Source organism: uncultured Rothia sp. (assembly GCF_963555405.1).
Lineage (GTDB): Bacteria > Actinomycetota > Actinomycetes > Actinomycetales > Micrococcaceae > Rothia.
The window spans coordinates 1-26,948 of the sequence record NZ_CAUVVO010000012.1; the positions used below are offsets into that span (position 1 = coordinate 1).

At 59.7% G+C, this 26,948-nt stretch carries 18 protein-coding genes and 1 pseudogene; 14 read left to right on the forward strand and 5 right to left on the reverse strand.

The annotated features are described in order from the left end of the window. Positions 1-1,196 (forward strand): annotated as a pseudogene (locus RWL87_RS07770) (type IV secretion protein Rhs); the annotation flags it as partial. A 39-nt stretch (positions 1,197-1,235) separates the two neighbouring features. After that, positions 1,236-1,613 (forward strand): hypothetical protein, encoded by a 378-nt coding sequence (locus RWL87_RS07775; RefSeq protein WP_313969478.1) that lies wholly within the window; start codon positions 1,236-1,238, stop codon positions 1,611-1,613. 80 nt (positions 1,614-1,693) lie between these two features. Here RWL87_RS07775 and RWL87_RS07780 read toward each other — a convergent pair whose 3' ends face one another. The 3 genes from RWL87_RS07780 to RWL87_RS07790 all read right to left on the reverse strand — a co-directional run bounded on the left by RWL87_RS07780 (position 1,694) and on the right by RWL87_RS07790 (position 6,220). Then, positions 1,694-2,554, reverse strand: coding sequence for an IS3 family transposase (locus RWL87_RS07780; protein ID WP_313969479.1), 861 nt, complete (start codon positions 2,552-2,554; stop codon positions 1,694-1,696). Then, complete coding sequence (locus RWL87_RS07785) at positions 2,554-3,069, reverse strand: helix-turn-helix domain-containing protein (RefSeq protein ID WP_313969480.1); 516 nt, start codon at positions 3,067-3,069, stop codon at positions 2,554-2,556. Before RWL87_RS07785 ends, RWL87_RS07780 begins: the two co-directional genes overlap by 1 nt. A 118-nt stretch (positions 3,070-3,187) precedes the next feature. After that, positions 3,188-6,220 (reverse strand): choice-of-anchor M domain-containing protein, encoded by a 3,033-nt coding sequence (locus tag RWL87_RS07790; protein WP_313969481.1) that lies wholly within the window; start codon positions 6,218-6,220, stop codon positions 3,188-3,190. 273 nt (positions 6,221-6,493) lie between these two features. Between RWL87_RS07790 and RWL87_RS07795 the strand changes: the two genes are divergently transcribed. The 6 genes from RWL87_RS07795 (at position 6,494) to RWL87_RS07820 (ending at position 14,836) form a co-directional block, all read left to right on the forward strand. Beyond that, positions 6,494-8,830, forward strand: coding sequence for a TIGR03773 family transporter-associated surface protein (locus RWL87_RS07795; RefSeq protein WP_313969482.1), 2,337 nt, complete (start codon positions 6,494-6,496; stop codon positions 8,828-8,830). After that, positions 8,817-10,568 carry an anchored repeat ABC transporter, substrate-binding protein gene (locus RWL87_RS07800; RefSeq protein WP_313969483.1) on the forward strand — a complete coding sequence of 584 codons (1,752 nt, stop codon included), beginning with the start codon at positions 8,817-8,819 and terminating at the stop codon, positions 10,566-10,568. Before RWL87_RS07795 ends, RWL87_RS07800 begins: the two co-directional genes overlap by 14 nt. 93 nt (positions 10,569-10,661) lie before the next feature. Then, positions 10,662-11,753, forward strand: coding sequence for a choice-of-anchor M domain-containing protein (locus RWL87_RS07805; RefSeq protein WP_313969484.1), 1,092 nt, complete (start codon positions 10,662-10,664; stop codon positions 11,751-11,753). Continuing rightward, complete coding sequence (locus RWL87_RS07810; protein ID WP_313969485.1) at positions 11,750-12,622, forward strand: ABC transporter ATP-binding protein; 873 nt, start codon at positions 11,750-11,752, stop codon at positions 12,620-12,622. Before RWL87_RS07805 ends, RWL87_RS07810 begins: the two co-directional genes overlap by 4 nt. Beyond that, complete coding sequence (locus RWL87_RS07815) at positions 12,619-13,473, forward strand: anchored repeat-type ABC transporter permease subunit (protein WP_313969486.1); 855 nt, start codon at positions 12,619-12,621, stop codon at positions 13,471-13,473. The genes RWL87_RS07810 and RWL87_RS07815 overlap by 4 nt, the downstream gene beginning before the upstream one ends. Before the next feature lie 292 nt (positions 13,474-13,765). Further along, positions 13,766-14,836, forward strand: a complete 1,071-nt coding sequence (locus RWL87_RS07820; RefSeq protein ID WP_313969487.1) for an alcohol dehydrogenase catalytic domain-containing protein — start codon at positions 13,766-13,768, stop codon at positions 14,834-14,836. A 506-nt stretch (positions 14,837-15,342) separates the two neighbouring features. Here RWL87_RS07820 and RWL87_RS07825 read toward each other — a convergent pair. Then, entirely contained in the window at positions 15,343-16,680 is a 1,338-nt protein-coding gene (locus RWL87_RS07825) for a CoA-disulfide reductase (protein ID WP_313969488.1), read from the reverse strand. A gap of 210 nt (positions 16,681-16,890) precedes the next feature. Then, positions 16,891-18,456, reverse strand: coding sequence for an MFS transporter (locus tag RWL87_RS07830; RefSeq protein WP_313969489.1), 1,566 nt, complete (start codon positions 18,454-18,456; stop codon positions 16,891-16,893). 208 nt (positions 18,457-18,664) lie between these two features. Between RWL87_RS07830 and RWL87_RS07835 the strand changes: the two genes are divergently transcribed. From RWL87_RS07835 to RWL87_RS07860, 6 genes are all read left to right on the forward strand, one after another. Beyond that, a complete protein-coding gene (locus RWL87_RS07835) occupies positions 18,665-19,243 on the forward strand; it encodes a TetR/AcrR family transcriptional regulator (protein ID WP_313969490.1) in 579 nt (192 codons plus the stop codon). Positions 19,244-19,378: 135 nt separating this feature from the next. Continuing rightward, positions 19,379-19,699 carry a putative quinol monooxygenase gene (locus tag RWL87_RS07840; RefSeq protein WP_313969491.1) on the forward strand — a complete coding sequence of 107 codons (321 nt, stop codon included), beginning with the start codon at positions 19,379-19,381 and terminating at the stop codon, positions 19,697-19,699. Between the two features lie 261 nt (positions 19,700-19,960). Next, positions 19,961-20,773: an NrtR DNA-binding winged helix domain-containing protein gene (locus RWL87_RS07845; protein ID WP_313969492.1), complete on the forward strand. Its 813-nt coding sequence runs from the start codon at positions 19,961-19,963 to the stop codon at positions 20,771-20,773. Between the two features lie 475 nt (positions 20,774-21,248). Beyond that, positions 21,249-23,036: an ATP-binding cassette domain-containing protein gene (locus tag RWL87_RS07850; protein ID WP_313969493.1), complete on the forward strand. Its 1,788-nt coding sequence runs from the start codon at positions 21,249-21,251 to the stop codon at positions 23,034-23,036. Between the two features lie 416 nt (positions 23,037-23,452). After that, positions 23,453-25,183, forward strand: a complete 1,731-nt coding sequence (locus tag RWL87_RS07855; RefSeq protein ID WP_313969494.1) for an ATP-binding cassette domain-containing protein — start codon at positions 23,453-23,455, stop codon at positions 25,181-25,183. A 250-nt stretch (positions 25,184-25,433) separates the two neighbouring features. Then, positions 25,434-26,903: an RNA-binding domain-containing protein gene (locus RWL87_RS07860; RefSeq protein ID WP_298699682.1), complete on the forward strand. Its 1,470-nt coding sequence runs from the start codon at positions 25,434-25,436 to the stop codon at positions 26,901-26,903. Positions 26,904-26,948: the final 45 nt, after the last annotated feature.

The window sequence follows — 26,948 nt, forward strand, 5'->3', positions numbered from 1 at the left end:
GTGGTAACCCGGTTTCTTTGGTGGACCCGTGGGGCCTGTCGCCGGTGTCGGTGGAAGACTTCAATAAACAGAAGGCTGTTGCCGTCTTTGTAAGGGATAGCTTGGAATATCTGGCTGGTGCCGCGATGGTTGCTACCGGTTTTATAGTTGCTGCCATTGCTACAGGTACTGGTCCTGTTGGTGGCGCTATCCTTGGTGGTATTTCCGGTGCGCTTATGGGTGCAGGCATGTCGGTATTTGATCAGAAAGCTTCCGGCGGAAAGGTTGACTGGTCAAAGGCCGGCAAGGAGGCATTTAAGGGAGCCATTACTGGTGCTGTAACTGGTTTGGTAACCGGTGGCTTGGGCAACTTGAAAAATTTGGCTACCGGAGTGACGAAAGTTACTCAAACGGTTGAGAAGGTTTCAAAGCTAAAGCAGGCTGCTTCTGCAGTGGTTGCAAAGGTAACTGCTCCAGTAGCAAAGGTAACTGCTCCTGTTAAATCTGCGCTCACTCCCTATGCCCAGAAGTTTGGAGTGGAACTGGCTGAAGATAAGATTCTCGAAGACGTAGTGAAAGATAGTGTTTCTGGAGGTATAAATAATGTAGTTTCATACTATCTGGACGATAATGTAAAAGATAAAAACCCATTGACCGCGCTAGGAATGTTTGCTTCTGGTGCTACCGCAGGTTTGGGAGGTGCCGTTTCCGGTGGAATTATAAAATCTGGGTTTGGTCTTCCTGGATATCATGATTCAAAACGCAGTCCCTTCAAGAACCTTGTACTGCCAGCAGCACCGGCACCTACCAAGCATCAGATTGCCCTGAATCAAACCTTCTCAAATAAGCCAAATAGTATTCTTGATAATGTTGCTGTTCGTGAGGTTGTTGAAAACTTTCGAGATTCCCTCATTGATGCCAGTGCAGGAATGGTTAAAAATGGACTTCAATACCACTTTGATTCAGTAGCTCAGGGTAAGTTAAAATCAGGAAAGGAACTTGAAGATAAGCTTAAAAAGGGATTCTCGGATGACCTGTTCAAAGGCTTAATGAAGGCCAAAGTAAAGATGAGTCCAACCGAGGCACAAAGCGCTCGCTCTGAAATCATCAATAAAGCACAAATGGCTGGATCTCGCGTAAAATCAGGTATTTCAGATTCTTTTGATTGGTCTGGAGAATTTTTTGATAAAATCGATTTAAATAAGTGGGACATTTAATGAGATTACCTTTTCCGCTGAGTTATAATAGGAAAGCTGATGGAAATTAATTATGCTCGCCGCCAAATAATAGGGTTGATCCTTCTGATAATGCTTGCTGCGTACATGTTTTTTGTTGTTCCTCAACATTTACGTGATGACAGTGATGGCATTACCGCAACCTGTACCGTGACTAAGGCATATTCGGTACCGCGCGGAGGAACAGTAAGTGGCAGAACTGACCTTACTCCGAAAGGTCTTTTTGAAACGGAAGAGTGCGGTACTCTCACTATGTTTGTGCCGCCGGAAGGTCGCAAGATTCCCGAGTATGTTGAGACCGTCAAACCTGGCAAAAAATATCTATTCCACGTCGCAAACTCATCTCCTGAAAAGGAACGCGATTTTGAGACGACCCGCTTTGAAGAAATCAAAGAATAACAACCTCATAAACTAAAAATAAAGCCCCCGCGGCCGGAGTGAACTGCGCCCCGAAACTTGGACGCTTTAAATACTAGCCGTTATGCGGCCTCCTGCAGGGCCTGATCCCGGTACTCTACCGGGGTCAGGCCCCTAAGCTTCACCTGGCGCCTTACCGTATTCCAATGCATGATATAGGCGTCAAGGTCAGCTTTGAAACTCTCAAAGGTCTGCCAGTCTTGGCCGCGAAAAAACTCGTCCTTGAGGTGTCCGAAAACTTGCTCGGTGGCACCATTATCAATGCAGTTGCCTTTGCGTGACATACTCTGGATAAAACCGTTCTCGGCAAGCGTGCTGATGTAAATCTCGTGCTGATACTGCCACCCCATATCCGAATGCAAAATCGGCTTAGCTCCCTCGGGTTTGGCATCCACGAGTACCTGAAGCATCTCTTGCTGCTGGACGAGGTTGGGGCACCTCGAGATGGAGTGGGCAACAATCTCCTTGCTGGCAAAGTCATAAACCGGAGCGAGATAGGCCTTACCGAAGGAGAGCTTAAACTCGGTAACATCGGTACCCAACTTCTGCCAAGGACCAGTCGCCGTGAAGTTGCGACCGATGATGTTGGCGAAACTTTGCCCCACAGACCCCTTGTAGGAGTTGTACCTGCGGTAGGCCCTCTCACGGCGTATACCGCAGCGCAACCCCATCTGACGCATCATCTTCAAAACCGTCTTATCAGCGATACGCACCCCTTCCTCAGCGCGCAGGCACATAGCTACCTGCCTGTGACCGCACCCGTTGGGGGTCCGCGAAAAGATCTGGGCAACCTTGGCACGTAGCCGCACTCTGGTTGGCTGCTGGGGGTGAGCCAGTGCGTAGTAGTAGCTCGACCTGGCAAGGCCTGCCACCTCGAGGAGGTCGTACAGCTTATGTCCATGCCCTGAAAGCTCGGCGACCACTAGGGCTTTGTCCCGGTTTGGGAGCGCTTCTGCGCCTTCAGGGCAATCGATTTTTTTAGGTACGCTACCTGCGCCTCAAGCTTGCGCACGCGCTCGGCGAGTTCCTCCTCACGCGTTGGCGGCACCGCCCCCACACCTAATCCCTTTGGCCTGCCCTTGGGCTTAGGCTTAAGCGCCTGCGCGCCGCCTTCACGGTACAGCCTGCACCACTGCTTCAACGGTGTTGCGCTTGCAATACCGAAGCGCATCATTGCTTCAGGCTTACTCATCCCACCATCAACTACAGCCTTCGCTGCGGCGACCTTGGTCTCATAGTCGTATCTGGCCTGCTTTACTCCCATGGCAAGAAACCCGCTCCTCCCGATTATGCGGTACATTTTCTGCCACTCTCTCACAGTCGCGGCGGACACACCAAGCTTCCTGGCGGTCAAACGATAGCCACATCCCTTCTCAAACATTTGCGCTGCCTGCTCCCGGAGCAGACGATCATGTCTTACTCCCAGATTTATAGACATGAAAAGCCTCCCATTTCCTGGACTTCAATTTCGTTGTCCAAGAAACGGGAGGCAGTTCAGAGTCATCCTCTCAGCCGCGGGGGCTTCACCGTATCAGCGCATCCTCACGCAGCGAACACTAGGAGGCGCGGCGGCGAGAACGCAGCACCATCACAGTACCCGCACCCAACACCAGCGCACCGCCCACAGCCACAGACACCGCACCAAAACCAGTACGCGCCAAACCGCCCTGCTGGGCGCCACCAGACGAAGCAGACACACCAGACTGACCCAGGGAACCGCCACCGGAACCACCGCCGGAGACACCACCCGGGTACACGCCGCCAGCAGAACCATCAGCCGAACCGTCAGAGGAGCCCTGCGCGTTCACGCCACCAGCGGCACCAGAAGCACCAGCCTGACCGGACTGACCAGCCTGCACGGCACCCGACTTGCCCGACTGGCCAGCCTGACCGGAACCAGCATTACCGCCAGCACCACCCGGGGTTGCCGAATCCACACGGCGCACACCACTAAAGTCGTCCGCAGCCGCGTTCGGGTCCTTCGGCACGGCAGTCTCAAACGAGCACGCATCCGACGCCTTCTTACCCACAGCAACCGCAAGCTGCTGCACCGGGCTGTTCACCTCAGTACCATCAGCCAGAGTCGCGGAATAGTGCACGTCAAACATGTACTGGCCGGGCTCAGAGAACACCCAGTTCGCGTGCGCGTGCGTCGCGTAATCAATGTCGATCGTGGTCTTGCCGGTCGTCGAATCCAGCAGCACATCCGCGCCGTTCAGCGACTCGGTGAACATGCCGAAGCGTGCACCCTCAGGCATGACCTTCGGCACCACGTGCAGGCGCACGGGGCCGCGCAGCTGACTGTAGTCAATGTCCTGCGTGTTGTAGCCGGGCCAGGGCAGGCCGCTCTGCTGGGTCTGCGGCAGGCCGTAGAAGGCGGTACCGACCGGGCCCATGAAGTTCAGCTTCTCATCAGCCATACGTTCGGTGCGTACACGGCGGGCGTTCTCGCTGACAGTCCACACGACCGAATCGAGCGGGCGCACCGTCGAATCGGCGTCAATGATGCCGCTGTCGTCGCGCAGACCCACGGACAGCTGGCGGTCCTTCAAGGTCGCCTGAATATCCAGGTGGCCGTGCGAAATCTTGGCGCGGCCGTCAATCTGGCCGGGCACGCACTGGTTACCGGGGGTTCCGGGAGTGGACGGCTGAGCAGACGGTGCCGGGGCGCTCGGTTCAGGGTTTGCGGGCGCGGGGCTGCTCGGTGCCGGAGTCGTCGGAGCCGGGCTGGAGGGCGCAGGCTCGCTGGGCACTGCGGGCACGCTCGGAACCTCGCTCGGCGAGGTCGTGGGCGCAATGCTCGGCTCGCTACTCGGAACCTCGCTGGGGGACACCGACGGTACGGTGCTGGGCTCAGCGGTCGGAGCCTCGGAAGGAGCCTCGGTCGGCTCGGCGGAGGGCGCGACGGTAGGCTCAACACTCGGCGAAGGATCCACCGGAGCAGGCTTGGGTGCATCACCAATGGGTGCGCTATCGGGTGCCAGCGCACCGTGTGCGGTGTACTTGGTGCCCGGCTCGTAGTTCGCCGCAACCTCGGTGGTGGAGGCGGAAGCGTTCATGTCCGGGTGGGTCAGCATCTTCACGCGCAGAGCCGTGCCCTTGTAGAACGACTCGTCACGGAAGGTAAAGCGCGCCACGCCATCCTCGACGGAGCCTTCCAGGTCGAGGTACGGGTACACCGGGTCGTCCTGGGCGTAGAAGCCGCCGCGCATGAAGCCGCGCACCTTCGGGTCCTTGAAGCGGACCTCAACGGTGCTGAAGCCGTTGCCGTTCGGGGTGACGGTCACGTCGTAGTCCATGCTGGTCGGCGTGTACTGCTGGGTGCTGAGCACGGTGTTCGCCGGATCCGGGATTTCCTCGGGCCAGGAGCCGTTACCGTCATCGCTGTACACGCTCTCAGCCTTGCCGGGCTCGTAGGCGAGCTTGTGCGAGATCCAGCGGGACGCCTCCGCGCTGTTCGCGTCGGAGGTGTCCGGGGTGAAGACCGCCTGCAACTGGGAGCCCTCGCTACCGAGCATTTCAGACCAAGTGGCGGTACCGTTCACGACCGGCAGATCGGTCAGGAAGTAGCCGTTGTTGTACAGGGTCAGGGTGCCCTTGAGGTTCTTGTTCGCGGCAGTGAAGGTGATGTCGCTGAGCTTGTCGTCAGCGTCCTTGTTCTTTGCCGGGTCGGCGTCCAGGCGGTGCGGCGCCACAGACAGCACGTACTTTGCGGCGTCCAGGTCACCGACGGGTGCCGCGTTGTAGCGGTCGACCGTGGGCACGGCGGTGGGAGTGCCGTCACCGAGCACCGGCTGCATGCCGCCAACCTGCCAGACCAGCTTCGACGGCTTGGAGCTGATGATGCGGCCGTCGGTGGAGCGCGCCACGGTGCGGTAGGTGACCACGTAGCGGCCCGGGCGGGTGAAGGTCGTGGTGTTGTGCGTGTGGCTACCCTTGTCGAGCAGCCAGGAGTGCCAGCCGTTGGAGCTGCTGGAGAGCATGCGGTACACGTCGGCGGGGGCGTCGTCCGGGTTGTAGCGGAAGAGCTCCATACGGCCGGGGCCCTCAACGGAAAGGATGTCGGTGGCGAACACGCCGTCACGGAAGCGTTCGGTGGGCACCTTAGCGGAGGCGCCCAGGCCAGCCCAGATGGGGTCCTGGTTGCCGGAGGTCAGGTGCGGTGCCATGTAGAGGGTCTGGCCGGGTTCGCCGAGGAACGCCAGGGAGGGCGAGTTGCCCAGGGTCATGGTGTACTGCGACTTGCCGTCGCGGCCGCTGTAGCCCTTGCCGACCCAGTTGACGGTCTTGTCCAGTTCGTAGGTGTCTGCGCCAGTCTTGTAGGGGTTCGCCTCGTTCATGAGGACGAAGGTGCCGTTCTGCTCGTCCCAGTATGCCTTGGGGGCGTCAACGTGGCCCTTGGTGGTGACGATTTTGCCGTCGTCGGGGCCTGCGGCGGCGGGCAGGGAGGGGGCAGCACCAGCGAGCGCGAGCAGTGCTGCGGCGGAGAGGAACGCGGCGGCACGGCGGAGGGCGGGCTTGCCGCCGGGGATGAAGAGTGCGGGGGTGTGTGTGGTGACCCGTCGTTGGGTCTGCTTCTGAGAGCTCATGACAACCTTTCTCATTTTTCTATTTCCTAGGGTAGCTCTTTTGCAAATAATTGTCATTTAGAACCTAAGTGAGTATAGTGATTCTCAGAAACACGTGTGCGCCGAGGCGCGCCCAAAAACGCACACCACGTACATCCACAAAGAGAAAAACACGGCAGAGCGCACCCCGGACGCAGGGGAGAAACCGGCAACAGGCCGCCGGACCCAGCACCGGGCAAGCCCCGGGGCATCGGGCAACGCGCCAGCCAACGAGCAGTCATCCAAGGAGCCACCATGCAAGGACGCACCAAACCTCTGAGCCTACTCAGCGCAACCACCCTCGGATGCACCCTCGCACTCGGGGCACCCCTCGCCCTCCCCCAGGTCGGCACCTTCACCGCCGCACAGGCGCAGGAAAACCAGACCGGCACCCAGGCAGGCACCGAGTCGCGCGGTTACGTCAACTACGAAGGCGACTACGTCATCGCGGGCGTACACACCGAAATGCTCAACGCATTCCTCGACGGCAACCAGTTCACCCTCGCCACCCTCGCAGACACCGGCCCCGGCCAGCAGGGACGATTCAACCCCGCCCGCACCGTCTTCCACCTGCCCGACGTCGAGGACGCATACACCAAGGTCGTAGCAGGCTACGACTACATTGCCCCCGAAGGCACCGACATCTTCTACATTCCCTCCACCCGCACCCGCGGCCTGCTCTACCCCGGTCTCGGCGCGGAAGGAATCCGCCCCGGCGCGCTCAAGGACAACACCATCAAACTTGAACTCGTGCGTAGCAGCGTACCCGAAGGCGGCCGCGCCGAAGTCTTCACCGAATCCGGCCGCGACAACCCGCGCGTCTTCAGCACCAACGACAAGCTCGCACCGCACACCATCACCTCTGGCGGCCACGAGCACCTCAGCTGGGCATTCACCCGCGCGGGCATCTACCAGCTGACGTTCCGCGCCACCGCAACCCTTGCCGACGGCACCCCGGTCAGCTCCGAGGCAACCTACACCATCGCCGTGGGCACTAACGCTGAGGAAGGCTTCAAGCTCCTGAACGCGCAGAACGCCGCAAAGGAAGCAACCAAGGAGGCCACGAGCGAAGCGACCGAAAGCCCCGAGGCGACCTCCACCGCTACCGAGAGCGCCACCAGCAGCCCCAGCGCATCTACCTCCGCGAGTGCTGAGGCGAGCGCATCTGCTGAGGCGAGCGCATCCACCGGTATTCGCCGCGTGGATGGATCTGTGAACGGTCAGAACGCCGCGCAGGTGACCGACCCGAACGGCGCGAAGGCGGCGGCAAACGGTGAGCAGGCATCCCAGGGTGGATCCGGTGTAACCGCTATCAGCGGCACCGACAACACCAATAACGGCTCTGACAAGGGTGAAAACAAGGACGGCAACGCCACCAGCGCGAAGGGATCCAGTGTGAAGGGCTCCAACGCCCAGAACATCAGCGCCCCCAGCAACGGCGGCGGCATTACCGGCAACGGTGTGCTGTCCTCCGGTCTGCCCGGTAGCCTGAACCAGCAGTGCATCGCCACCGAGGTTCCCGCCGAAGATGCCAAGGACTCTAAGGACTCCAAGGACGCTCAGAAGGACAACAAGCAGAGCAACCAGGCAGCCCAGGCACCGACCAGCATCCCCACCCTCGCTGTAGTCAACACCGCCGAGCACAGCGGCCGTGAAGAAGTCACCCACGGCCACTTTGACGTGGGCCCGATCCTCAACGGCGGCAACCTCACCAGCAGCGTGAAGGACGACCGCACCAGCCCCGCCCGCCACGTCTCCCCCGGCGCCCTCGAGTTCGTGCTCAATGACGCCGCCAAGATTAACCTGCCCGCAGGCATGGAGAATATCGCCCCGGCGGGCACCCCCGTGCACATGATTGGTGCAACCCAGCAGCAGGGCGTGCCCTGGCTCGGCTGGAGCACCCAGGATCCCGAACTGCTCAAGCAGCTCGACGGTCCCGTCACCATGAGCCTCAACGGTTTTGAGGGCCCCGGCACCATGTCTACTTTCCTCTCTGGCAACTTCGGTTCCGCCGGTCAGCAGGTCTTCGATTCGCGTAGCGGCGGCTCCTTCCAGGTGCCCGCAAACACCCACCAGCACAGCAACTGGGTGTTCACCGCCGAGGGTCGCTACACCGTGACCATCGGCTGGACTGCGCGTCTGAAGAACGGTCAGCAGGTCAGCAGCGAATCGGTTCTGCACTTCACCGTCGGCAACCCCGATAACGCCCCGGCAAGCGACAACGCGCAGGGTGCGGCGGGCGCCAAGCAGGACGGCGGCAACGCTAACAGCGCTAACAGCGCCAACAACGGCGGCGAGAAGAGCACCGCCAAGAACCCCGTCAACGGCACCGTCGACGAAGCCACCGGCATTGTCACCAAGCCCGACGGATCCAAGGTACGCATCGTCGGTAAGACCGCCTCCGGTGAGGATTGCGCCCTGACCAGCCAGGAACTCGCAAACGCACAGAAGGCAGCCGCGGCAGGTAAGCTGCCGAACACCGGTGTGGTCATCGACCCGTTCATGGTCAGCACCTCCATTCTGGCGCTGGCACTCGGCGCCATGATTCTGCGTTCGGCACGCCGAAAGGGCCGCAGCGGTGACGCCGCATAGCGGGCATACCGGCAAGGGGTCACACGCCTATAGTCGACGCGCCGCCCTCACCCTCGCCTCCCGTATCGCGGCAGGTGCCGGGGTGGGGGCTGGCGCCTTCGCACTGAGCGGATGCGCCAGCACCGAGAACGCCTCCTCCGACCGGATGCGCGTGGTCGCCACTACCCCGATTCTGGCGGATTTGGCGCAGCAGATTGCCGGCGACCGCGCCAGCGTGCACTCCCTCGTGCCCGCCGGTGCCGACCCGCACTCGTACGAGCCGAGCCTGCGCGATATCCGCGATGTCGCCTATGCCCGCTGCGCCCTGACGAACGGCCTGTTGCTGGAGCAGCGCAAGCTCTCCAAAATGGTTGAGGCGAACCTGCCCGCCGGGGTTGTGTCCGTAGCGGTTGCAGAGAAGATTGAGCAGTACGGCGGCAAGCTGGAAGCCATTGTTGAGGATGCCTCCCTGGATTCCATCTGGCTGGGTTTGCGCGTTGAAGAGGGCGGGCAGAACGAGTCTGCACCCGCCGATTCTTCGGATGCCGGCATGCGCTTTGAGGTGCAGAGCGTGCGGGCGCGCACCGCCACCGATTCGTCGAATGCGCAGTTGGCGGCGTTCATTACGCAGACCTTCGGTGCGGTGGAGATGCTGTGTGATTCGCATGCGCGCGGCGTGAGCCTCACCCGTGAGGGGGACACCGCGATTCGCACCGGCGATATGGGTTCGCTGGAGCTTCCCCTGCAGGCACATACGCACCTGTCCTGGGCGTTTAGCGACGCCGGCGAGTACGCCATTGAGCTGAGCGCCACCGCGGTCAACGCGCCGGAGTCGGTGCGTTCTTCGCGCGGCACCCTGTACTGCGCGGTCGGTCGCGACCCGCAGCAGCTGGTGGACCGTCTGGCGAAGGAACAGAACGTTTCTGCCTCGGACATCAAGGTTCTTTCCGCAGGTCACGCCGATATTACGGCACGCACCGGCGACGGCAGGCTCGTGCTCCGCGCGGACTCCTCCCAGGGTGCCGTCGAGCACGAACTGAACCGCACCGTGGTCGCGGTCCCCTCCCGCACCCTGCAGGAGGTGCCCGCAGGCGGCAGCTACCGTTTCCTGCGCTCGGGCGCTTCGGAGCATCGCGGTCAGGTGTACCTGCTGGCGCAGGCGGTTCTGGGCAAGCACGTGCACGGCGAAATCGACCCGCACATTTGGCATTCGGTACCGAACGCGAAGGCGAGCGTGCAGGTCATCCGTGACGCGCTCACCTCCGCCGATCCGGCGGGTGCGAGCGAGTACGCGACCCGCACCGAGCAGGTTATGAAGGAGCTCGATGCGCTGGACGCTCAGCTGCGTCAGGTGTACGGGGCCCTGCCGGAGGCGGCGCGCAACCTGGTCACCACGCACGACGGCTACCGCTACCTGGCGAGCACCTACGGGCTGCACATTGCAGGTTTTGTGAGTGCCAGCGCCAGCGGCGAGCCGAGTATTCAGCAGCGTCAGCGTCTGCGCCGCACGGTCGAGGATTTGAAGGTTCCGGCGATTTATCTGGATAAGTCCACGGCGATGCGCTCACCGGTTCTCACGGAGCTGGCTCGGGAGGCGCAGGTGCGTACCGGGGTGCTCTATTCGGACACCCTGGATGCGCAGGCTCCCCACTACGCGCAGATGATGTTGGCGAATGCTCACACGATTGCGCTGTGTTCTGGGGCTAGTTCTGGCGGCGATTCTTCGGGTGCTAGCTGCTCGGAGGCTAGCACCTCGTAACCCGACTTTAAGCTACCCACAAGCTCATATAGTCGTATCAGCATATAGATAATCTTTCACACACCACCTAGGTCATGATTCAAGGAAGTCCTCATGATGAACTCAACCACCCGCTCTTCTCGTAGCCTGTCCGCCCTGGCTCTGGGCGCCAGCCTCATGCTCGCACCCCTGGGTGTGGCACACGCGGAGACCACCCCGGCAACCGCCGAGAGCGCCTCCGCTCAGCCGAGCGACAGCAACCTGAGCCGCGGCGATCGCGCCCTCACCCAGACCCTGTCGGCGGAGCAGCCGGTCGCATCCGGCCGCACCGAAATCTCCGCCGGTCACGTGGATATGGGTCCTCGTTTCAATAACGGCAAGTTTGAGCTCATGCTCCACGACGATCACGGCGAGAGCCCCGTCTGGCGCAGTCTGGACGAGGTCATCTACCGCGGTAGCGATAAGGCCATCCTGGAGGTGCCGAACGACCCGCGCTACTCCTTCGTGGGTGCCCCCGCCGGTTCTAAGGTGTACGTGATTCCGCAGACCGAAACCAAGGGCGTGATCTGGCCGGGTTGGAACACTCAGGACCCGCAGCTGGTATCCAAGCTGAACCGCGGCGTGAACCTGACCCTGGAGCAGGTGAGCGGCCCCGGCACCTTCAGCCTGTACCTGGAGAACGGCAACTTCTCGGCACCGCAGGTGCTGTGGTCCTCGACCAAGAGCGAGCCGCAGAAGCTGTGGGTGGAGAAGAATACTCACACCCACGCGAACTGGGTGTTCACCGCTCCGGGCGAGTACCTGCTGAAGGTCACCGCGAGCGCCGAGCTCTCTGACGGTTCGACCGTGTCCGATACCCGCTACCTGAAGTTTGCGGTGGGTGACTCCGCGAGCGCCGATACCCTGTACGCGATGGAGGCGCAGGCGCGCGGTTCTGCATCCTCGGGTGCGGCTTCCTCCGATGCTTCCTCTAGCTCTGCTTCCCAGTCTGCCGGTACTCAGGCATCCGGCACTCAGGCTTCCGGTTCTTCGTCTGCCGCCGCGGCGAGCGACCAGAGCGGTTACAAGGCAGAGTTCACTATCCCCTGGGGCGCTATTGCCGCAGGCGTGGCAGCTGTGATTGCCGTGGGCGCGTTCCTTTCGTTCCGTCGCCGCTCCTCCGCGCAGCGTGAGGCACTGGATGAAGTTCGCGGTGACCGTTCGTGAGCGCGTCGGTAACAGCGGGTACTGAACCCGTTCTAGAGATTTCAAACCTGTACGCCGGCTACGCGCGCCGCTCCATCCTCAAGGATCTGTCCCTGACCCTGGAGCGCGGCGAGTTTGCGGGTCTGATTGGTGCTAATGGTGCCGGTAAGACCACGCTGCTGCGCACGATTTTGGGTCTGATTCGCCCGGCATCCGGTCAGGTTCGCGTGTTGGGTGAGTCGCCGCGTGTGGCGCGTGCGCATATTGGTTATGTGCCGCAGAAGCACCAGTTCCAGTGGGATTTTCCGCTGACCGTCAAGGATACGGTGATGACCGGTCGCGTGCGCGAGATTGGGTTCTTCCGCCGCCCGGCGAAGAAGGATTGGGTGCAGGTTTTTTCGGCGATGGAACGCACCGATGTTCTACACCTGCAGGACGCCTCCATCGCGGAGCTTTCCGGTGGTCAGCGCCAGCGAGTGCTGCTTGCGCGCGCCCTGGCGGCGAACCCCTCCCTGCTGCTGCTGGATGAGCCGTTTACGGGTGTGGATGCACCCACTCAGACCACGCTGACCCGCCTGTACCGTGAGTTGGCGGATGAGGGCATCACGATTCTGATGTCTACGCACGACATGCTGGCGGCGCGCGAGTCCTGTTCGCGTCTGTGCGGTGTGCGCGGCAATATTCACCTGGATGGCCCGGCGGCGTCCTTTAGTCTGGAGCAGCTGCACACGTGGTTGCACGGCCACGATATTGAGGAGGCGCAGGGCCACGCCCGCACGGGCTTCACCTGTGCCGGTGGTGCGCTGGACGAGTACGGCCACGAGCTGCCGGATTCCTGCACCGCTTCCCCCGCCCACGCTAATTCTGCTTCTACCGGGGGTGCCCGTTGATTACTCCTCTCGATTTTCTTGCCGATCTGTTCAACCCGTCCCTGGCGTTCCTTCCGCGCGCCCTGGCGGCGGTACTGCTCGCGTCGGTGGTCACCGGCGTGGTGGGCTGTCACGTGCTGATGCGCGGCATGGTCTTCATTGGCGATGCGGTGGCGCACTCGGTGTTCCCGGGTCTTGCGGTGGCGTTCGTGTTGGGCGGCAACCTGATGGTGGGTGGCCTGGCGGCGGGCGTGGTGACGGCTATTCTGGTGGCTATTTTTAGTCAGAATCAGCGGCTGCGCGAGGATTCGGTCATTGGTATTTTCTTCGCGGCGTCCTTTGCGTTGGGTATTGTGATTATTTCTTTGGCGCCGGGGTATTCGGGTTCGGTGCAGGATTTCTTGTTCGGCTCTATTGTGGGTGTTTCGAACGAGGATATTACTAACGCCGCGATCATGGGTGCCGTTATCCTGCTGGTGCTGTGGCTGTTCCACCGCCAGATTGTGACGGTCAGCCTGGACCGTGAGAGCGCCCGCGCAATGGGCCTGCCGGTGCTTGCCCTGGATATTGTGCTGTACGTTCTGGTGACCATTTCTGTGGTGCTGGGTCTGCAGACGCTCGGTAATGTGCTGGTGTTGGCGCTTCTGGTGATTCCGGCGTCGGCTGCGCGCCTGGCGTGCCGCCGACTGGGGTCGATGATGGTGTTCTCGCCGGTGTTTGGCGGTATCTGCTCGATTGTTGGCCTGTACCTGTCGTGGGCGTTTAACCTGCCGACCGGTGGCACGATTGTGCTGTCGATGGTGGCGGCTTTTGTGCTGGTGTGGGCGGTGACGGCGGTTCGTTCGCGAGCGCGCGCCCAGTTGAAGAGCTAAACCCAGTTGAAGGACTAACCCCAGCTCAACCCAACTTTTCTACATATAACGCACGAGGCGCATCCCTATTTTCAGGGGTGCGCCTCGTGCGTTATTTACAGGTATTAAATACCCAAACTGAATCATGTTTATGTTTAAAGAACTAAAAGATACACTCCGCGTAATAAAAGCGCTTAATTCAACACGTCGGGTTTAATGAAAATACAACCTATCAAATATTCCTTATAGGTTGATACATGTAGTGATAAAGCAGTCACTGCACCCTCATCAGAGCTTCAACGAAGGAGTCACCATGAAGGCATATGTGTACCACGGTCCCGATCAGAAGGGCGCCTGGGAGGAAGTCCCGAACCCCACCATTCTTGAGCCCACGGACGTTATCGCGCGCGTCGACACCACCACCATTTGCGGTACTGACCTGCACATCCTGAAGGGCGACTGCCCCGAGGTGGACCACGGACGTATCCTCGGCCACGAGGCTGTCGGTACCATTACCGAGGTTGGCTCCGCGGTGACTGACCTGAAGGTCGGCGACCGCATCATCATTCCCGCCGTGACTAGCTGCGGTAAGTGCTCCTACTGTAAGGCGAACCAGCCTTCGCACTGCCAGACCGTTGGTGGTGTCGGCTGGATTTTCGGTTACATGATTGACGGCACCCAGGCGGAGTACGTGCGTGTTCCCTACGCAGAGACTTCGGTTCACCTGGTTCCGGAGGGTCTGGCCGATGAGGACGTCATCTTCCTCACCGACGCACTGCCCACCGGCTTCGAGATCGGTATTCTGAACGGTCACACCAAGCCCGGCGACACCGTCGCTGTCGTGGGTGCAGGCCCTGTGGGTCTGGGCGCTATCATGACCGCTAACCTCTGCGGTGCCGGCCGCGTCATCACCGTCGACTTTGACGACAACCGCATGAACAAGGCACTGGAGCTGGGTGCAACCGATAAGGTCAACGCGGGCGACCCGGACTTCATCGAGAAGATTAAGGCTCTCTCCCCCGACGGCCTGGGCGTGGATGTGGCAATTGAGGCTGTGGGTGTTCCGCAGACCTTCGAGACCTGCACCAAGATTGTTCGCCCCTACGGCAACATCGCGAACGCTGGCGTGCACGGCAAGCCCGTTGAGCTGCCGCTGAACACCATGTGGATTTCTAACGTGAGCATCAACATGGGTCTGGTCAACTGCAACACCGTCGGTAACCTGCTGAACATGGTCCGCTCGGGTCGTCTGAACGCTAAGGCGATGGCAACCCACCGCTTCACGTTCGACCAGTTCGAGGAAGCCTACGACCTGTTCAGCCACGCTGCTGAGCACAACGTGGTGAAGGTTGTTATCTCCCGCGACCCCGAGGTTGCGGCATAGACTGCGGTAGGCTCATATACCGCTGATACTGAAACCCCGAACGTTCGTTAGGGATTTCGGTGGGATGTATTCAATACACTGCGAACATCCCCACGATTCGCCTCCGGGTGGGAGTGGGTAGGTCCCACCCGGAGCGCGAATCGTCCTCCCCTACCCCGAGATGTAGTTATTTTCTGATGATGTAAGAAATCTGAAGATGTAGAGATGCGCCAGCTCGGGGTTTTCTGTTCCCTCAGCCCCCTCTCCGGTGGGCTCTGGGGCGGTTCCTCAAGCGTGATGCACCCTCTGCCGGGCGCTCTGCCAACCTGCTTCGGCGGGTTCTTCTGCCAGGCAACCTCTACCGGTGGAGGGGCGCATCATTTGGCTCTTCTTGGTCGGGTGGTACCTCCGATTCTGCTCGCCCTTGAAGGGAAAGGAAAAGGGTCGCACGCTTACGGTTCAATGGCGAACTCGTAGGCTGCGACCCTTTTCTCCTGCCCGGTTTTTGGGTGCCTCGGGCGGGCTATTTAGTTTTTGGGCTTCTCAGTACCGGGTTTCTCAGCGCTGCTTTTCTCATGACCGTCGGCATCGTGCGGGATGCGGGTGAACGCCTCCGTGGGGTCGTCTGCCCCAGCTGCGACGGATACCTCGACTGCGGTGGAAGGTTCGGTGGCGCTTCCGGTGACGGGCTCAGTGGGCGCATCAGCCAGATCCTCGGCAGGTGCTTCAACGGGCACCTCCGCAACGATGGGCTCCTCCGAGGCGGACTCCCCAGAGGCAGGCGCCTCCGAAGCCTTCTGAGCATCCTCCGGCTTATCCTGAGCCGGAGTCTCTACGGGCTGCTCAGAAACAGGCTGTTCGGTAGCTACCGGCTCACCGTGAGCTTCCTTCTTCGCATCCTTGTGCGCGTCCTTATGTTCGAGCGTGTAGATGATGCGCGGCTCGAGGCGCTCAAAACCGATCTTGGAACGCACCCAGTTCACGAAGCGGTCGATGCGGTCCTCGCCCTCGGTGGTTTCCACAACCCGGTAGTTGCGCGGCAGCATCACGCTGTCGCTGAGCACGCGCGGGTACTCATCAATCTCCTGAATACCCGCCATGTACATGTTCTCGCGGAACTGTTGCGCGAACTCCTGCTGGCCGAGGAACAGCTGGTCGGCGTAGGTTTTAGCCGCCAGGCGCTCGCTGTAGGCTTCCTTGGAATCGCGGGCGCCCTTCTTGGAGCCGTAAATATCCCAGAAGTAAAAGTACACGTTGTTCGCGATAATGGCAGAGATAATGCGGTTCTGCAGGTACACGAGGGAACCCACCGCAATCGCGCCAACAATCAGGAGCACCACAGCGAGCGGGGAGAGCGCAAAGTCAGACAGATTGCCGCGGTGGTTCGTGAAGAGGCCAATCAGGTAGGCGATGGTGACCACGATGATGGGCACGCCGATGAAAATCACGGCCAGCGGAACCCAAATGTACAGCAGGGCACGCAGAATCAGGCGGTAGTAGCTAATCGAGTCGCCAATGGGGATGGGCGTAGGCTTCACGGAAGAGTGCGCACGCTTCATGAGCAGGCTGAAGATACGGTTGCTGTCGATGCCAACTTTACGCAGCTTCGATTCGAGGGACGCACGTTTGAGGAAGACCCGGTAGTTTTCGAGGACGACGCGCTGGTCGGAGGTGAGCTTCTCGGGGTCGGGCAGAGCATTGAGGTCCAAGCCGGCTTCGGTGAGGAGTTTGCTCCACAGTTCCAGTCGCGCCAATTCGGAGGGTTTTGCCGCCGCCTGCGCCTGGTAGTTCTTGTAGGAGATGAAGATGGTACTGGCACCGATGAGCAGTGTAATGAAGGGTGCAATCCAGTCTTTGAGTCCCATGATGGCGTTCCTCCTTGATTGTGTGGAGCCGCTGGTTCCTCGGTCTTTTTGTGGGCGTCTTTTCCGGGCGTGAGCCCACTGTTTTTACCGTACCACCGGCACCTGTGCTGAACCTTTAAATGCGCAGGTGGGTGCGTAAAAATAGCCCCGCCTCCCGATGCTTAAGAGCAACGGGAGGCGGGGTTTACGTATGCAGATTAGTGCGCTGTATTAGTGTTCAGCAGGCTTCATTTCGCGCGGCGCCTTGCGGATCATGAGGTAGCTGATAACAGCCATAACACCCATGAGCACGGCACTGAACGCGGAGCTCAGCACCACGCCGGAGTCAAAGGCGGCGAATGCGGAAGAGAGCAGCTGGTTTGCCTGCTCACCGCCCACGTGGCTTGCGACCGACACGGCACCACCGAGGGTTTCGTGGGCGTGGTCGGCGAGAGACTCATCCAGGCCGGAGGGCACGACCACGTTCGCGCGGTAGACGGCGGTGAGCATGCCACCGATGATGACGGTACCGAGCACCGCACCCGTCTCGTAGGAAGTCTCAGAAATCGCGGACGCCGCACCGGCCTTACGCGGCGGCACGCTGGAGAGCATCAGGTCGTTCGAGATGGTCTGCGCAATACCGATACCGGTACCAAGCACAATGAAGATGAGGATAATGACCACGTCACTGTGCGCACCCAGGAAGGCGAGCACCGCAAACGCGACAGCGTTGAGCGCCAGACCGAAGGACACCACCTGCGCCGGGTGGAAATGCACAGCAACGCGCGCAATCACCAGGCCGGCGATAATGGTCGCCAGGGTGCCGGGAATCAGCAGCATACCGGCGTACATGGGCGGCAGGCCGGAGACCAGCTGCAGGTGCTGGGATGCGAAGTAGATGAAGCCAACGTCCACCGTCATGGAGATGAGGTTTGCGGTAATCGCACCGGTGAACACGCTGTTGCGGAAGAGGCGCACATCCAGCATGGGCTGAATGTCGTTCTTCTCGCGGTTGAGCTGACGCAACACGAACAGGACGATGAAGCACAGGCCGGCAAGGATGGTGCTAATAGCCACCGCGTCGAAACCGGCTTCGGAGGTGTGGGTCAGGCCGAAGGTAATACCGGTCATGCCGACCATGATCAGCAGGATGCTCAGCGGATCCACCGGGCTGGGGTTCGGGTCCTTCGACTCGGGCACCATGATCGGGGCAAGAATCAGCAGAGGAATCAGAATCGGCACAGCCAGCAGGAACACGGAACCCCAGTCGAAGTGCTCCAGCAGGAAGCCACCCACAATCGGGCCCAGCGCCGCACCGGCGGAGAAGCCCGAAGCCCACACGGCAATAGCGATGCGGCGCTCGGTCGCGTCCACAAAGATATTGCGAATAATCGACAGGGTTGCCGGCATGAGCATCGCACCAAAAATACCGAGCAGGGCACGGGCAACCACGAGCATCAGCGCGGAGGGCGCGAACGCCGCGAGCGCAGAAATCGCCGCGAAGCCGGTGGAACCGATGAGCAGCAGCTTGCGGCGGCCGATGCGGTCACCGATAGCACCCATGGGCACGAGCAGGGCGGAGAGCACCAGCGGGTAGGCGTCAACAATCCACAGCTGTTCCGCGGAGGAGGGGCTCAGTGCCTTAGCGATTGCGGGCACCGCGAAGGCAAGCACCGTGTTGTCGATGGAGACCAGGAGCACCGGGAGCATGAGCACGCCGAGTGCCGCCCACCGCTTGGTCTTCTGGTCGGGGGCGTGAATGGGCAGAGCCGTGGTGTGCGGGTTGTGATTCGTCATGGGTTGTTTCGTGCGTCTATGGGGTTTCGACCGATGCGGCGGACGCGACGGCATCAGCTCGGCCTGTCTTTTGGACTAGGTCTTTTAGTAAGTCTTTTAGTGAGGTTTTGGGGCTTGTCCGGGGGTTTTAGGTGTCCGGGCGGGTCCACAAACGAAGATTAACTATACCAACTGGACGGTATAGTTTCAAGCGGTTAGACTGGTAACCATGACCACCCCCAACCACCGCAAACAGCGCGCCAACAACTCCCGCGAGCACATCCTCGACACCTACGTCGACCTGCTGATTCGCTCGGGAGAACGCGCCGCAACCCTCGACGCAGTCGCCACCGCCGCCAAGGTTTCCAAGGGCGGGCTACTCTACCACTTCGCCTCCAAGAAGGCACTGCTTGAGGCGCTCGCCGAACGCACCCTTGCCCTGGCCGAAGAGGATTTCGCGGCGATGGAGCAGGCACCCGAGGGGGCAAGCGCCTACTACATCAATTCCTCCACGCCGGATAACACCCCCTTCGACCGTGCGCTCATCGCCCTCAGCCGCCTGGCGCAGAACAACAATGAGCTCGCCCAGCAGACCATGAGCCGCGTGCAGGAGGGATGGCATGCGCTCGTCCTCGCTGAGCTGGGTGACGAGCAGATTGCCCGCGCCGTGCTGCTTCTGGGTGACGGCATGTACTACAACGCGGCGTTCGGAGGCGACTCCGCCAGCCCGCAGAGGGCCGCAGCCATCGCGGCAGACCGTGCGGCGCTCGAACGTGCACTGCAAGTGCTCAAGGCAGCGGCACGCTAGAACAAGAATCCACTCGATACAGCGGTTAAAGCCACAAGCTAAAACCGCTGTCTCACACCATATTTTTCAGCGCCGGCGAGCACCCGCGGCTTAAACTGGAAGGGTACATATCTACTCTTCAATCAAGGAGTTCCGATGATTTTCATTGCTGTAAAGTTCCCCGTCAAGCCCGAATACACTGACCAGTGGATTGAGAAGACCCGCGCTTTCACCGAGGCAACCCGCGCCGAGGAAGGCAACAAGTTCTTCGAGTGGTCCCGCAGCGTTGAGGACCCGAACGAGTTCGTTCTGCTCGAGGCTTTCAACGACAACGCAGCTGGCCCGCACGTGAACTCTGACCACTTCCAGCAGGCTCTGAAGGACATGCGCCCCATGCTGACCGCAACCCCGAAGATTATCTCTCGCCTGATTGACGGCGAGGGCTGGGACGCCATGGGCGAGCTGCAGATCGACTAGTCTGCACCGCGACTCTGCATCCAAACTTACGTAGTTAGACGTTGCATAGTTAGACCTTGAGGCGCCTCTCCGCATTGTTCTATTGGACATGCCGGAGGGGCGCTTTGCGTGTCCGGTACCTGAACTTTTTCCCCTTGACACGACGCGGATGGTACCGGTTTTCGGGTCAGCGGGTGCCTTGCGTGCATTTTTACCCTATTAACCCCTTAAAATGGGTAGAGTATGCACACCTATCGATACCCATTCGCACAGGAGGCCTGAATGAGCATCGCATCCCAGCCTCTTCCCGGCGCAGTCGCCACTGAAGAGCACAACGACGTGGACCACACTTCTGTATCTCTCGCTGTCTCGACCGTGATTCTAGCTTTGCGTCCCAAGGATAACGAGACCCACCCGACCCTGTGGCTGCCGCTGGTTCGCCGCCTCCGCGAGCCCTATAAGGGTCAGTGGGCGCTTCCTGGCGGTCCGCTCAATCCGAATCTTTCTCTGGAAGAGGCTGCCGCTTCGACCCTGAAGCGTGCCACCAACCTGCAGCCCGGCTACCTGGAGCAGCTCTACGCATTCGGTGATGTTCTGCGCACCCCCGAGGCGCGTGCCGCCCGCGTTGTGGGTGAACCCGACCCGGCACCCGGCGCCGATCACGAGCGCGTGGTTTCCGTGGTGTACTGGGCGTCGATTCCCGCCACCGAGGTCGCAAACACTCGCGTGCACGAGAACATCCGCTGGTTCCCGGTGGATGAGCTGCCCGAGCTTGCCTTCGATCACAACGAAATCATCGAGTACGCGCTCTACCGCCTGCAGAACAAGGTCGAGTACTCGCGTATCGCGCACTCGTTCCTGGGTGAGGAGTTCACCCTGGCGCAGCTGCGTGAGGTGTACGAGGCGATTCTGGGTCGCACCCTGGATCCGGCGAACTTCCGCCGCCAGATTGCGGCGTCGAAGTCGATTATTGACACCGGCCGCCGCGTGGAGGGCACCCGCCACCGCCCGCCGCGCCTGTATCGTTACAACGACGCTCAGGCGTACGCGGATGCGGGCCCGCTGGGCATGTACCGTGAGCGCCACGAGGCGTAGTAGCGTTTCGCGCGGTTTACACGGTTTACGCGCGCAGATTTAATGCCTAAAAGGAGGGGCGGCACCGAGTGGTGTCGCCCCTCCTTTTGCGTTCTCTAGGGGTATCGGAACTTGTCAGAAGGTTTTGCGGGAGGGTGTTTGACGCAATACCCGCACGCTCCCTATGCTTGAGCCATCAGCTCTCTATCCGTGTTGTCCCACCGTGGGGGAAACCTAAGAGGCTGAGCGCAATGTTTGACCGAAGCCACCCAAGGTACGACCGGGGCGGTATTCGGAATCTAGGAGGCATCAAAGAAATGACCCACCGAGCATAAGCCCGGATCCAACAACACCAGGTCAATGCGCTTTTATGCGTCCACCCCACTACCCGGGCTTACGTGTACCTACAGACCGAGCTCGGGTTTTTTCATATTCTCATGCCTAGCGTGCACTACGATGGCGGGAATCCGAGCACCCATTCGAAGGAACTCGACCCATGCCACACCACATTACACTCGACCATATTTCGTATGCGCATCCGGGTGAGCCCCCACTTTTCACCGACCTTTCCGCGGTATTTTCTGCGCCACTCACCGGACTTATCGGCGATAACGGCGCCGGAAAAACCACCCTCTTCAGACTTATTCTTGGCGACATAAACCCTAGTCAAGGCATAATCAGCACCCCACAGCGCATAGCGTACCTACCGCAAGATTTAGGGTTGAGTGGGCATCAGCATCTTGCCGATATTTTTGGAATTACAAAAATACTGCAGGCGCTTGATGCGCTGGAATCGGGCGACTATTCCCCCAGCCTTTACGACACCATAGGCGACGCCTGGGATATTGAAGAACGCACCCTCGCAGCCCTTGCCGAACATGGTTTTGGTCCTGCCCTCACTACGACCGATACACAGGCCCGTCGCAACCTTCTGATGCGTCCCCTTAGCACCTTTTCAGGTGGTCAGACGGTCACAGCCGCACTCACCGCGCTTCTGTATTCAGACCCAGAGTTCATTCTGCTGGATGAGCCCACAAATAATCTGGATTCTTCGGCGAAGAATCGGCTTTATACGGCTCTTGAAACCCTCACCTGCCCGGCGCTCATTATTAGCCACGACCGCGATCTACTGGAGCGCGTGAACGTCATTGCCGAGCTTCACGCCGACCGTCAGGGACTGGCTCATCTACGCCTCTTTGAAGGTAACTACAGCACCTACCGGCAGGCACTGGAGACCGAACAGCAGGCAGCTCAGCGTCGCGTGACCGAGGCGAAGAATGAGGCACGTAAGGCTGAGCGTGAGCGCGCCGAGAACCAGATTAAGCTCGATCGCAACACCCGCCGAGGCCGCGAATTTGAACGGTCAAAGCGGAAACCTGGCATGGCTATGGGCCTGGATAAAAACAGTTCAGAGCGCTCTGCCGGGAAACTTCACACAGCCCACGAAAGCATGGTGGCGGATGCACGTGCGGCAGTTGGAGAAGCCCAAGAGAACCTGCGCGTGCAGGAGCGTATCTATCTGGAACTTGCTCAGGATGCGCTCCCGCTGGGACGGAAAGTACTGGAATTACATCGGGTGGAGAACGACTCTTGCGCATCTACACCGCAGAGCGCCGACCTTAAGAATGCATACACCCAAAACACTGTTTCACGTGAAACACAACCATATAAAGTTGATTATCTGCTTCAAATCCAAGATTTTCCCGAGGTTCTTATCCTGACCGGACCCGAACACCTGCACATCACGGGAGCAAACGGCAGTGGCAAGACTGTGCTTCTCAATGCGATAGCGCACGCGAATGACCCTGATTACCGTTCCCCAGTGCCGCCTGCATACCAAGTGCTCTACCGTCTGGACAACACCGCATACCTGCCGCAGCGCATCATCCTCGACCCGGAGCTCACCCTCCTTGAAACCGTACAGAGGGCGAATCCCGGTGCGAGCGAACAGCATCTGCGTGACCAGCTGGCACGCCTGCTCTTCCGTCGCGAAAGCGTACATCAGCGCATTGGGGATTTATCCGGAGGTGAGCGCTTCCGTGCCGCGGTGGCGCAGGTGCTTCTGGCTGACCCGGTGCCGCAGCTACTCATATTGGATGAGCCGACGAATAACCTCGATATTTCCTCGGTGGATTGGCTGGTGCAGGCGCTCGAAGCCTATACCGGCGCACTCATTGTAGTGAGCCATGATGAGGATTTTTGCCTCCGCATCCGCATTGACCGCACACTCAACCTTTCAACAAAAACTCTCGGGAAGGAACCATTCGGGGAATCAGCATGCTGAATCTTCTCCTACATGGGAGGGTGCTTGACCCGCCGCCCATATAGTTCCTATGCTGGAATCCTCAGCTCTCTATCCGCGCTACCCCACCGTGGGGGTAGCCTAAGGGACTGAACGTATCGTTTGACCGAAGCCACCCAAGGCATGACCGGGGCGGTATTCGGAATCTAGGAGGCATCAAAGAAATGACCCACCGAGCATAAGCCCGGATCTAACAGTTTTTTCGCGCGCTCACGCAGCAACTCTACGGATACATTTTCTGCGTGTTCCAATCAGCGCGCACACCCGGGCACAGGTACACCCACCGTTACGCTCGGGTTTTTTGCGCCCTTTGAAGGCGACCTCCTTCTCATAATCTCCGCAGTACTTTTGCGCCGGCGGTTGAGGGACCCGAGCACCTACTCGAAGGAACTCAGCCCATGTCACGTCACATTACACTCGACCATATTTCGTACGCGCACCCGAGCGAGCCCGCGCTCTTCATCGACCTGTCGGCGGTGTTTTCGGCACCTCTGACCGGGCTCATTGGCGACAATGGTTGCGGAAAAACAACCCTCATGAGGTTGATTCTGGGCGATTTGACCCCGGATTCCGGTTCTTTGGCAGCACCGGAACGCATGGCGTATCTACCTCAGGATTTGGGTCTGGATCGGGAGCAGACCCTAGCCGAGCTCTGCGGAATCTCCGAGATTCTGCGGGCACTACAGGCAGTGGAATCCGGCGAATACTCCCCCGAACTCTACGACACTATTGGCGATAACTGGGACGTTGAGGAGCGCACCCTGGCGGCTCTTGCGACCTACGGTTTCACCCCGGCGACCCTAGTTGATCGCGATAGTCCGGAGGCGGTTCGCGCGCTCTTTGCTCGCAGTATGCGCAGCTTCTCCGGTGGCGAGGCGGTCATCGCCGCACTTGCCTCGCTGATGATTTCTGACCCCGAGTTCATCCTGCTGGATGAGCCGACCAATAACCTGGATTCCGCGGCGAAGGCTCAGCTCTTCACGGCGCTGGAGGCGCTGCCCTGCCCGGCGCTCATTATTAGCCACGACCGCGATCTGCTGGAGCGCGTGAATGTGATTGCCGAGCTTCACGCCAACCGGCAGGGGGTGGCTCATCTGCGCCTCTTCGAGGGTAACTACAGCACCTACCGCCAGGCGCTGGACACCGAACAGCAGGCAGCTCAGCGTCGGGTAACCGAGGCGAAAAACCGGGTACGTTCTGCGCACCGTGAGTGGGTGCATGCGCAAGAGATTATTTCGAAGAACATGGCGCAGGTGTGGAAGGACGACCAGCCGGATACGATTCTTGCCCTCGCGAAGGACGCCTCACGGCAGGCGGCGGCGAAGCTTCGAGTTCTGCGTGTCGGCAAGCAGGAGCAGGCTCAGGAGGAGTACCAGAGCGCTCAAGACGAGGTGCGCGTGCAGGAGAAAATCTATGCCGAACTGAGCCAGCAGCCCCTACCCGCAGGACGCAAGGTGCTGGAGCTGAGCAGGGTTGATAGCCACCCAGTTTCACGTGAAACATTTACCGTTCGGCAACCCACCAAGGTTGATTCTCTGCATATTTCACCCGCCGAGGCTGATAGCGAGAACCAGCAGGGAACCCCGGCGGAGCGCCCCGAGCACCTGATTCTCAGCGGCCCCGAGCACCTGCGCATCACCGGCGCAAACGGTAGCGGCAAGACCACCCTCCTTGAGGCAATTGCCCACGCCGGCGACCCGGAGTACCGCTCCCCCGTGCAGCCCGCCTACCGCGTCGAGTACTCCATCGAGGGGGCGTATATTCCTCAGCGCATCACCCTCGACCCGGAGCTCACTCTTCTGCAGTGCGTGCAGCGTGCTAACCCGGGCGTGAGTGAACAGCATCTGCGTGACCAGCTGGCGCGGCTGCTGTTCCGTCGCGAGAGTGTGCACCATAAGACCGGTGAGCTCTCCGGTGGTGAGCGGTTCCGTGCTGCGGTGGCGCAGGTGCTTCTGGCTGACCCGGTGCCGCAGCTGCTCATGTTGGACGAGCCGACGAATAACCTCGATATTTCTTCGGTGGATTGGCTGGTGCAGGCGCTCGAAGCTTACACCGGCGCGCTCATTGTGGTGAGCCATGATGAGGATTTCTGTCACCGCATCCGCATTGATCGCACGCTGGCGCTCTAGAATTCCGCGCCTAACCCCGCGGGGCAACACCTGAATACAACAAACGGGTGCCCGGCACCTCCGAATATGGAGGCGCCGGGCACCCACCATGGCAGCAGCCGGAACACATTCACCCAACTTCGCAGACCGCCTACTATTTATGTAACAAATCATCCTCGATAGTTACATATTTGTCACTAAAATCCATCTTATTTGTAATTAATGTCCCGCATGAGGCTCAAAATGTCACTCCAGGAATTACAATATGTACATGTATACGCCTGAAGAACTAACACAAACACTCAACGAGCTACGGCTTCTAGGCAGAGACAGCCTGACAGTAGAGGTTAAATCAGCCCACATGGGTTACCCCTCTTCCGTGGCGGAAACTATCTGTAGCTTTGCTAACCTTCCCGACGGAGGCACAATCATATGCGGTGTCGACGAATCTCAGGAGTTTGCACCTGTAGGTGTTTATGATGTTGAAGATTTGCGGGCAAAGATTATTGATGCTGCTCAAAATCTTAAGCCAAAAATCGTAGTAGAAACCGACGATATAACTTTGGATGGCCATCAGCTACTCATCGTAACCGTTCCGGGTCTGCCGGTGCAGGAACGTCCCTGCTTCAAAGGTAATATAGCCTACCAGCGACTCGGAGACGGCGACTACCCAATGGATGGCTACGCGCTCAGTCTAATGTACGCGCAGCGCCACAAACCACACAATGACCTACAATCAATTCCCAACACATCCAGTGAAGATTTGGACAAATCCTACACCGAGGATTTCCTACACCAGGTGCGTCTTTCCTCAGCGCGTCTACGTAATGACTCCGACGCGGAGATCCTGCGCAAACGCAACGTCATTGATGCCCATGACGAGTTGACCTTAGCCGGGCTATGCGCCCTGGGTGATTACCCGCAGCAATTCTATGCTGGGGCAAGCATTATCGGCATAGTTTCTGTAAGCGGCAACGCCCGCAATGATGACCGTTTTCGAAGTGAAGGCCCTATTCCCGCCATGCTTGAAGATACCCTTGCATGGCTTATGCGCAACATCAAGAACCGCACCGTCACAGCTCCCAATGGTGCGGGGCTCATCGATCAGCCAGAAATCCCCCTGGTAGCTCTCCGTGAGTTCGTGGCTAACGCACTCGTCCACCGGAGCTATGAACGGGATGCATCCGGAAAATTTATACAGATTTTTATCAAACGCGGCCGTATTGAAATCATCAGCCCTGGCGGTTTTTGGGGCATCCTGCCGAGTCAGGTAGGCCTCGTGCATCGCCCCGCGGCTGTAAACGAGGCGCTCTATGCTATCTGCCAGAACATTCGTCTCAGTGACGGTCACCGACTAATCGAAGGCGAAGGCGGCGGTATCCTAGCTGCACAACAGGCCCTGGTTGATGCCGGGTTGCGTAAGGCGCATATTATCGATGAGGGTATCCAGGTACGCGTCATTATCTACCGCCCTGCCGATAACACGCAGCCTACGAGCATAATGGAGGTATCCTCGCCTCCTCAACGTGCTGAGATACCGGAAAATCTATCCCCCACGGAATCCCAGGTGTACGTTGCTTTGACCCGTGGACCCGCTACCGTCGCTGATATCGCGGAAAACACCGAGTTGAGTACACGGCAGGTACGTTACGCGCTACCCAAGCTAATCCAGCGAGGTTTGGTAGAGCAAAAAGCACGTTCGGGACGCCGCGGTTTGGTGTACCGCACGCTGGCGCTCTAGGGTTCCACGCCCAACCCCGCTGGGCAACACCTGAATACAACAAAC

Coding starts and splice junctions, on each gene's coding strand:
- RWL87_RS07840 (WP_313969491.1), top strand. CDS start 19,379: ATGATTTTCATTGCTGTAAAGTTCCCCGTCAAGCCCGAATACACTGAC.
- RWL87_RS07825 (WP_313969488.1), bottom strand. CDS start 16,680: ATGGGACTCAAAGACTGGATTGCACCCTTCATTACACTGCTCATCGGT.
- RWL87_RS07775 (WP_313969478.1), top strand. CDS start 1,236: ATGGAAATTAATTATGCTCGCCGCCAAATAATAGGGTTGATCCTTCTG.
- RWL87_RS07785 (WP_313969480.1), bottom strand. CDS start 3,069: ATGTCTATAAATCTGGGAGTAAGACATGATCGTCTGCTCCGGGAGCAG.
- RWL87_RS07850 (WP_313969493.1), top strand. CDS start 21,249: ATGCCACACCACATTACACTCGACCATATTTCGTATGCGCATCCGGGT.
- RWL87_RS07835 (WP_313969490.1), top strand. CDS start 18,665: ATGACCACCCCCAACCACCGCAAACAGCGCGCCAACAACTCCCGCGAG.
- RWL87_RS07845 (WP_313969492.1), top strand. CDS start 19,961: ATGAGCATCGCATCCCAGCCTCTTCCCGGCGCAGTCGCCACTGAAGAG.
- RWL87_RS07860 (WP_298699682.1), top strand. CDS start 25,434: ATGTATACGCCTGAAGAACTAACACAAACACTCAACGAGCTACGGCTT.
- RWL87_RS07790 (WP_313969481.1), bottom strand. CDS start 6,220: ATGAGCTCTCAGAAGCAGACCCAACGACGGGTCACCACACACACCCCC.
- RWL87_RS07855 (WP_313969494.1), top strand. CDS start 23,453: ATGTCACGTCACATTACACTCGACCATATTTCGTACGCGCACCCGAGC.
- RWL87_RS07805 (WP_313969484.1), top strand. CDS start 10,662: ATGATGAACTCAACCACCCGCTCTTCTCGTAGCCTGTCCGCCCTGGCT.
- RWL87_RS07795 (WP_313969482.1), top strand. CDS start 6,494: ATGCAAGGACGCACCAAACCTCTGAGCCTACTCAGCGCAACCACCCTC.
- RWL87_RS07820 (WP_313969487.1), top strand. CDS start 13,766: ATGAAGGCATATGTGTACCACGGTCCCGATCAGAAGGGCGCCTGGGAG.
- RWL87_RS07830 (WP_313969489.1), bottom strand. CDS start 18,456: ATGACGAATCACAACCCGCACACCACGGCTCTGCCCATTCACGCCCCC.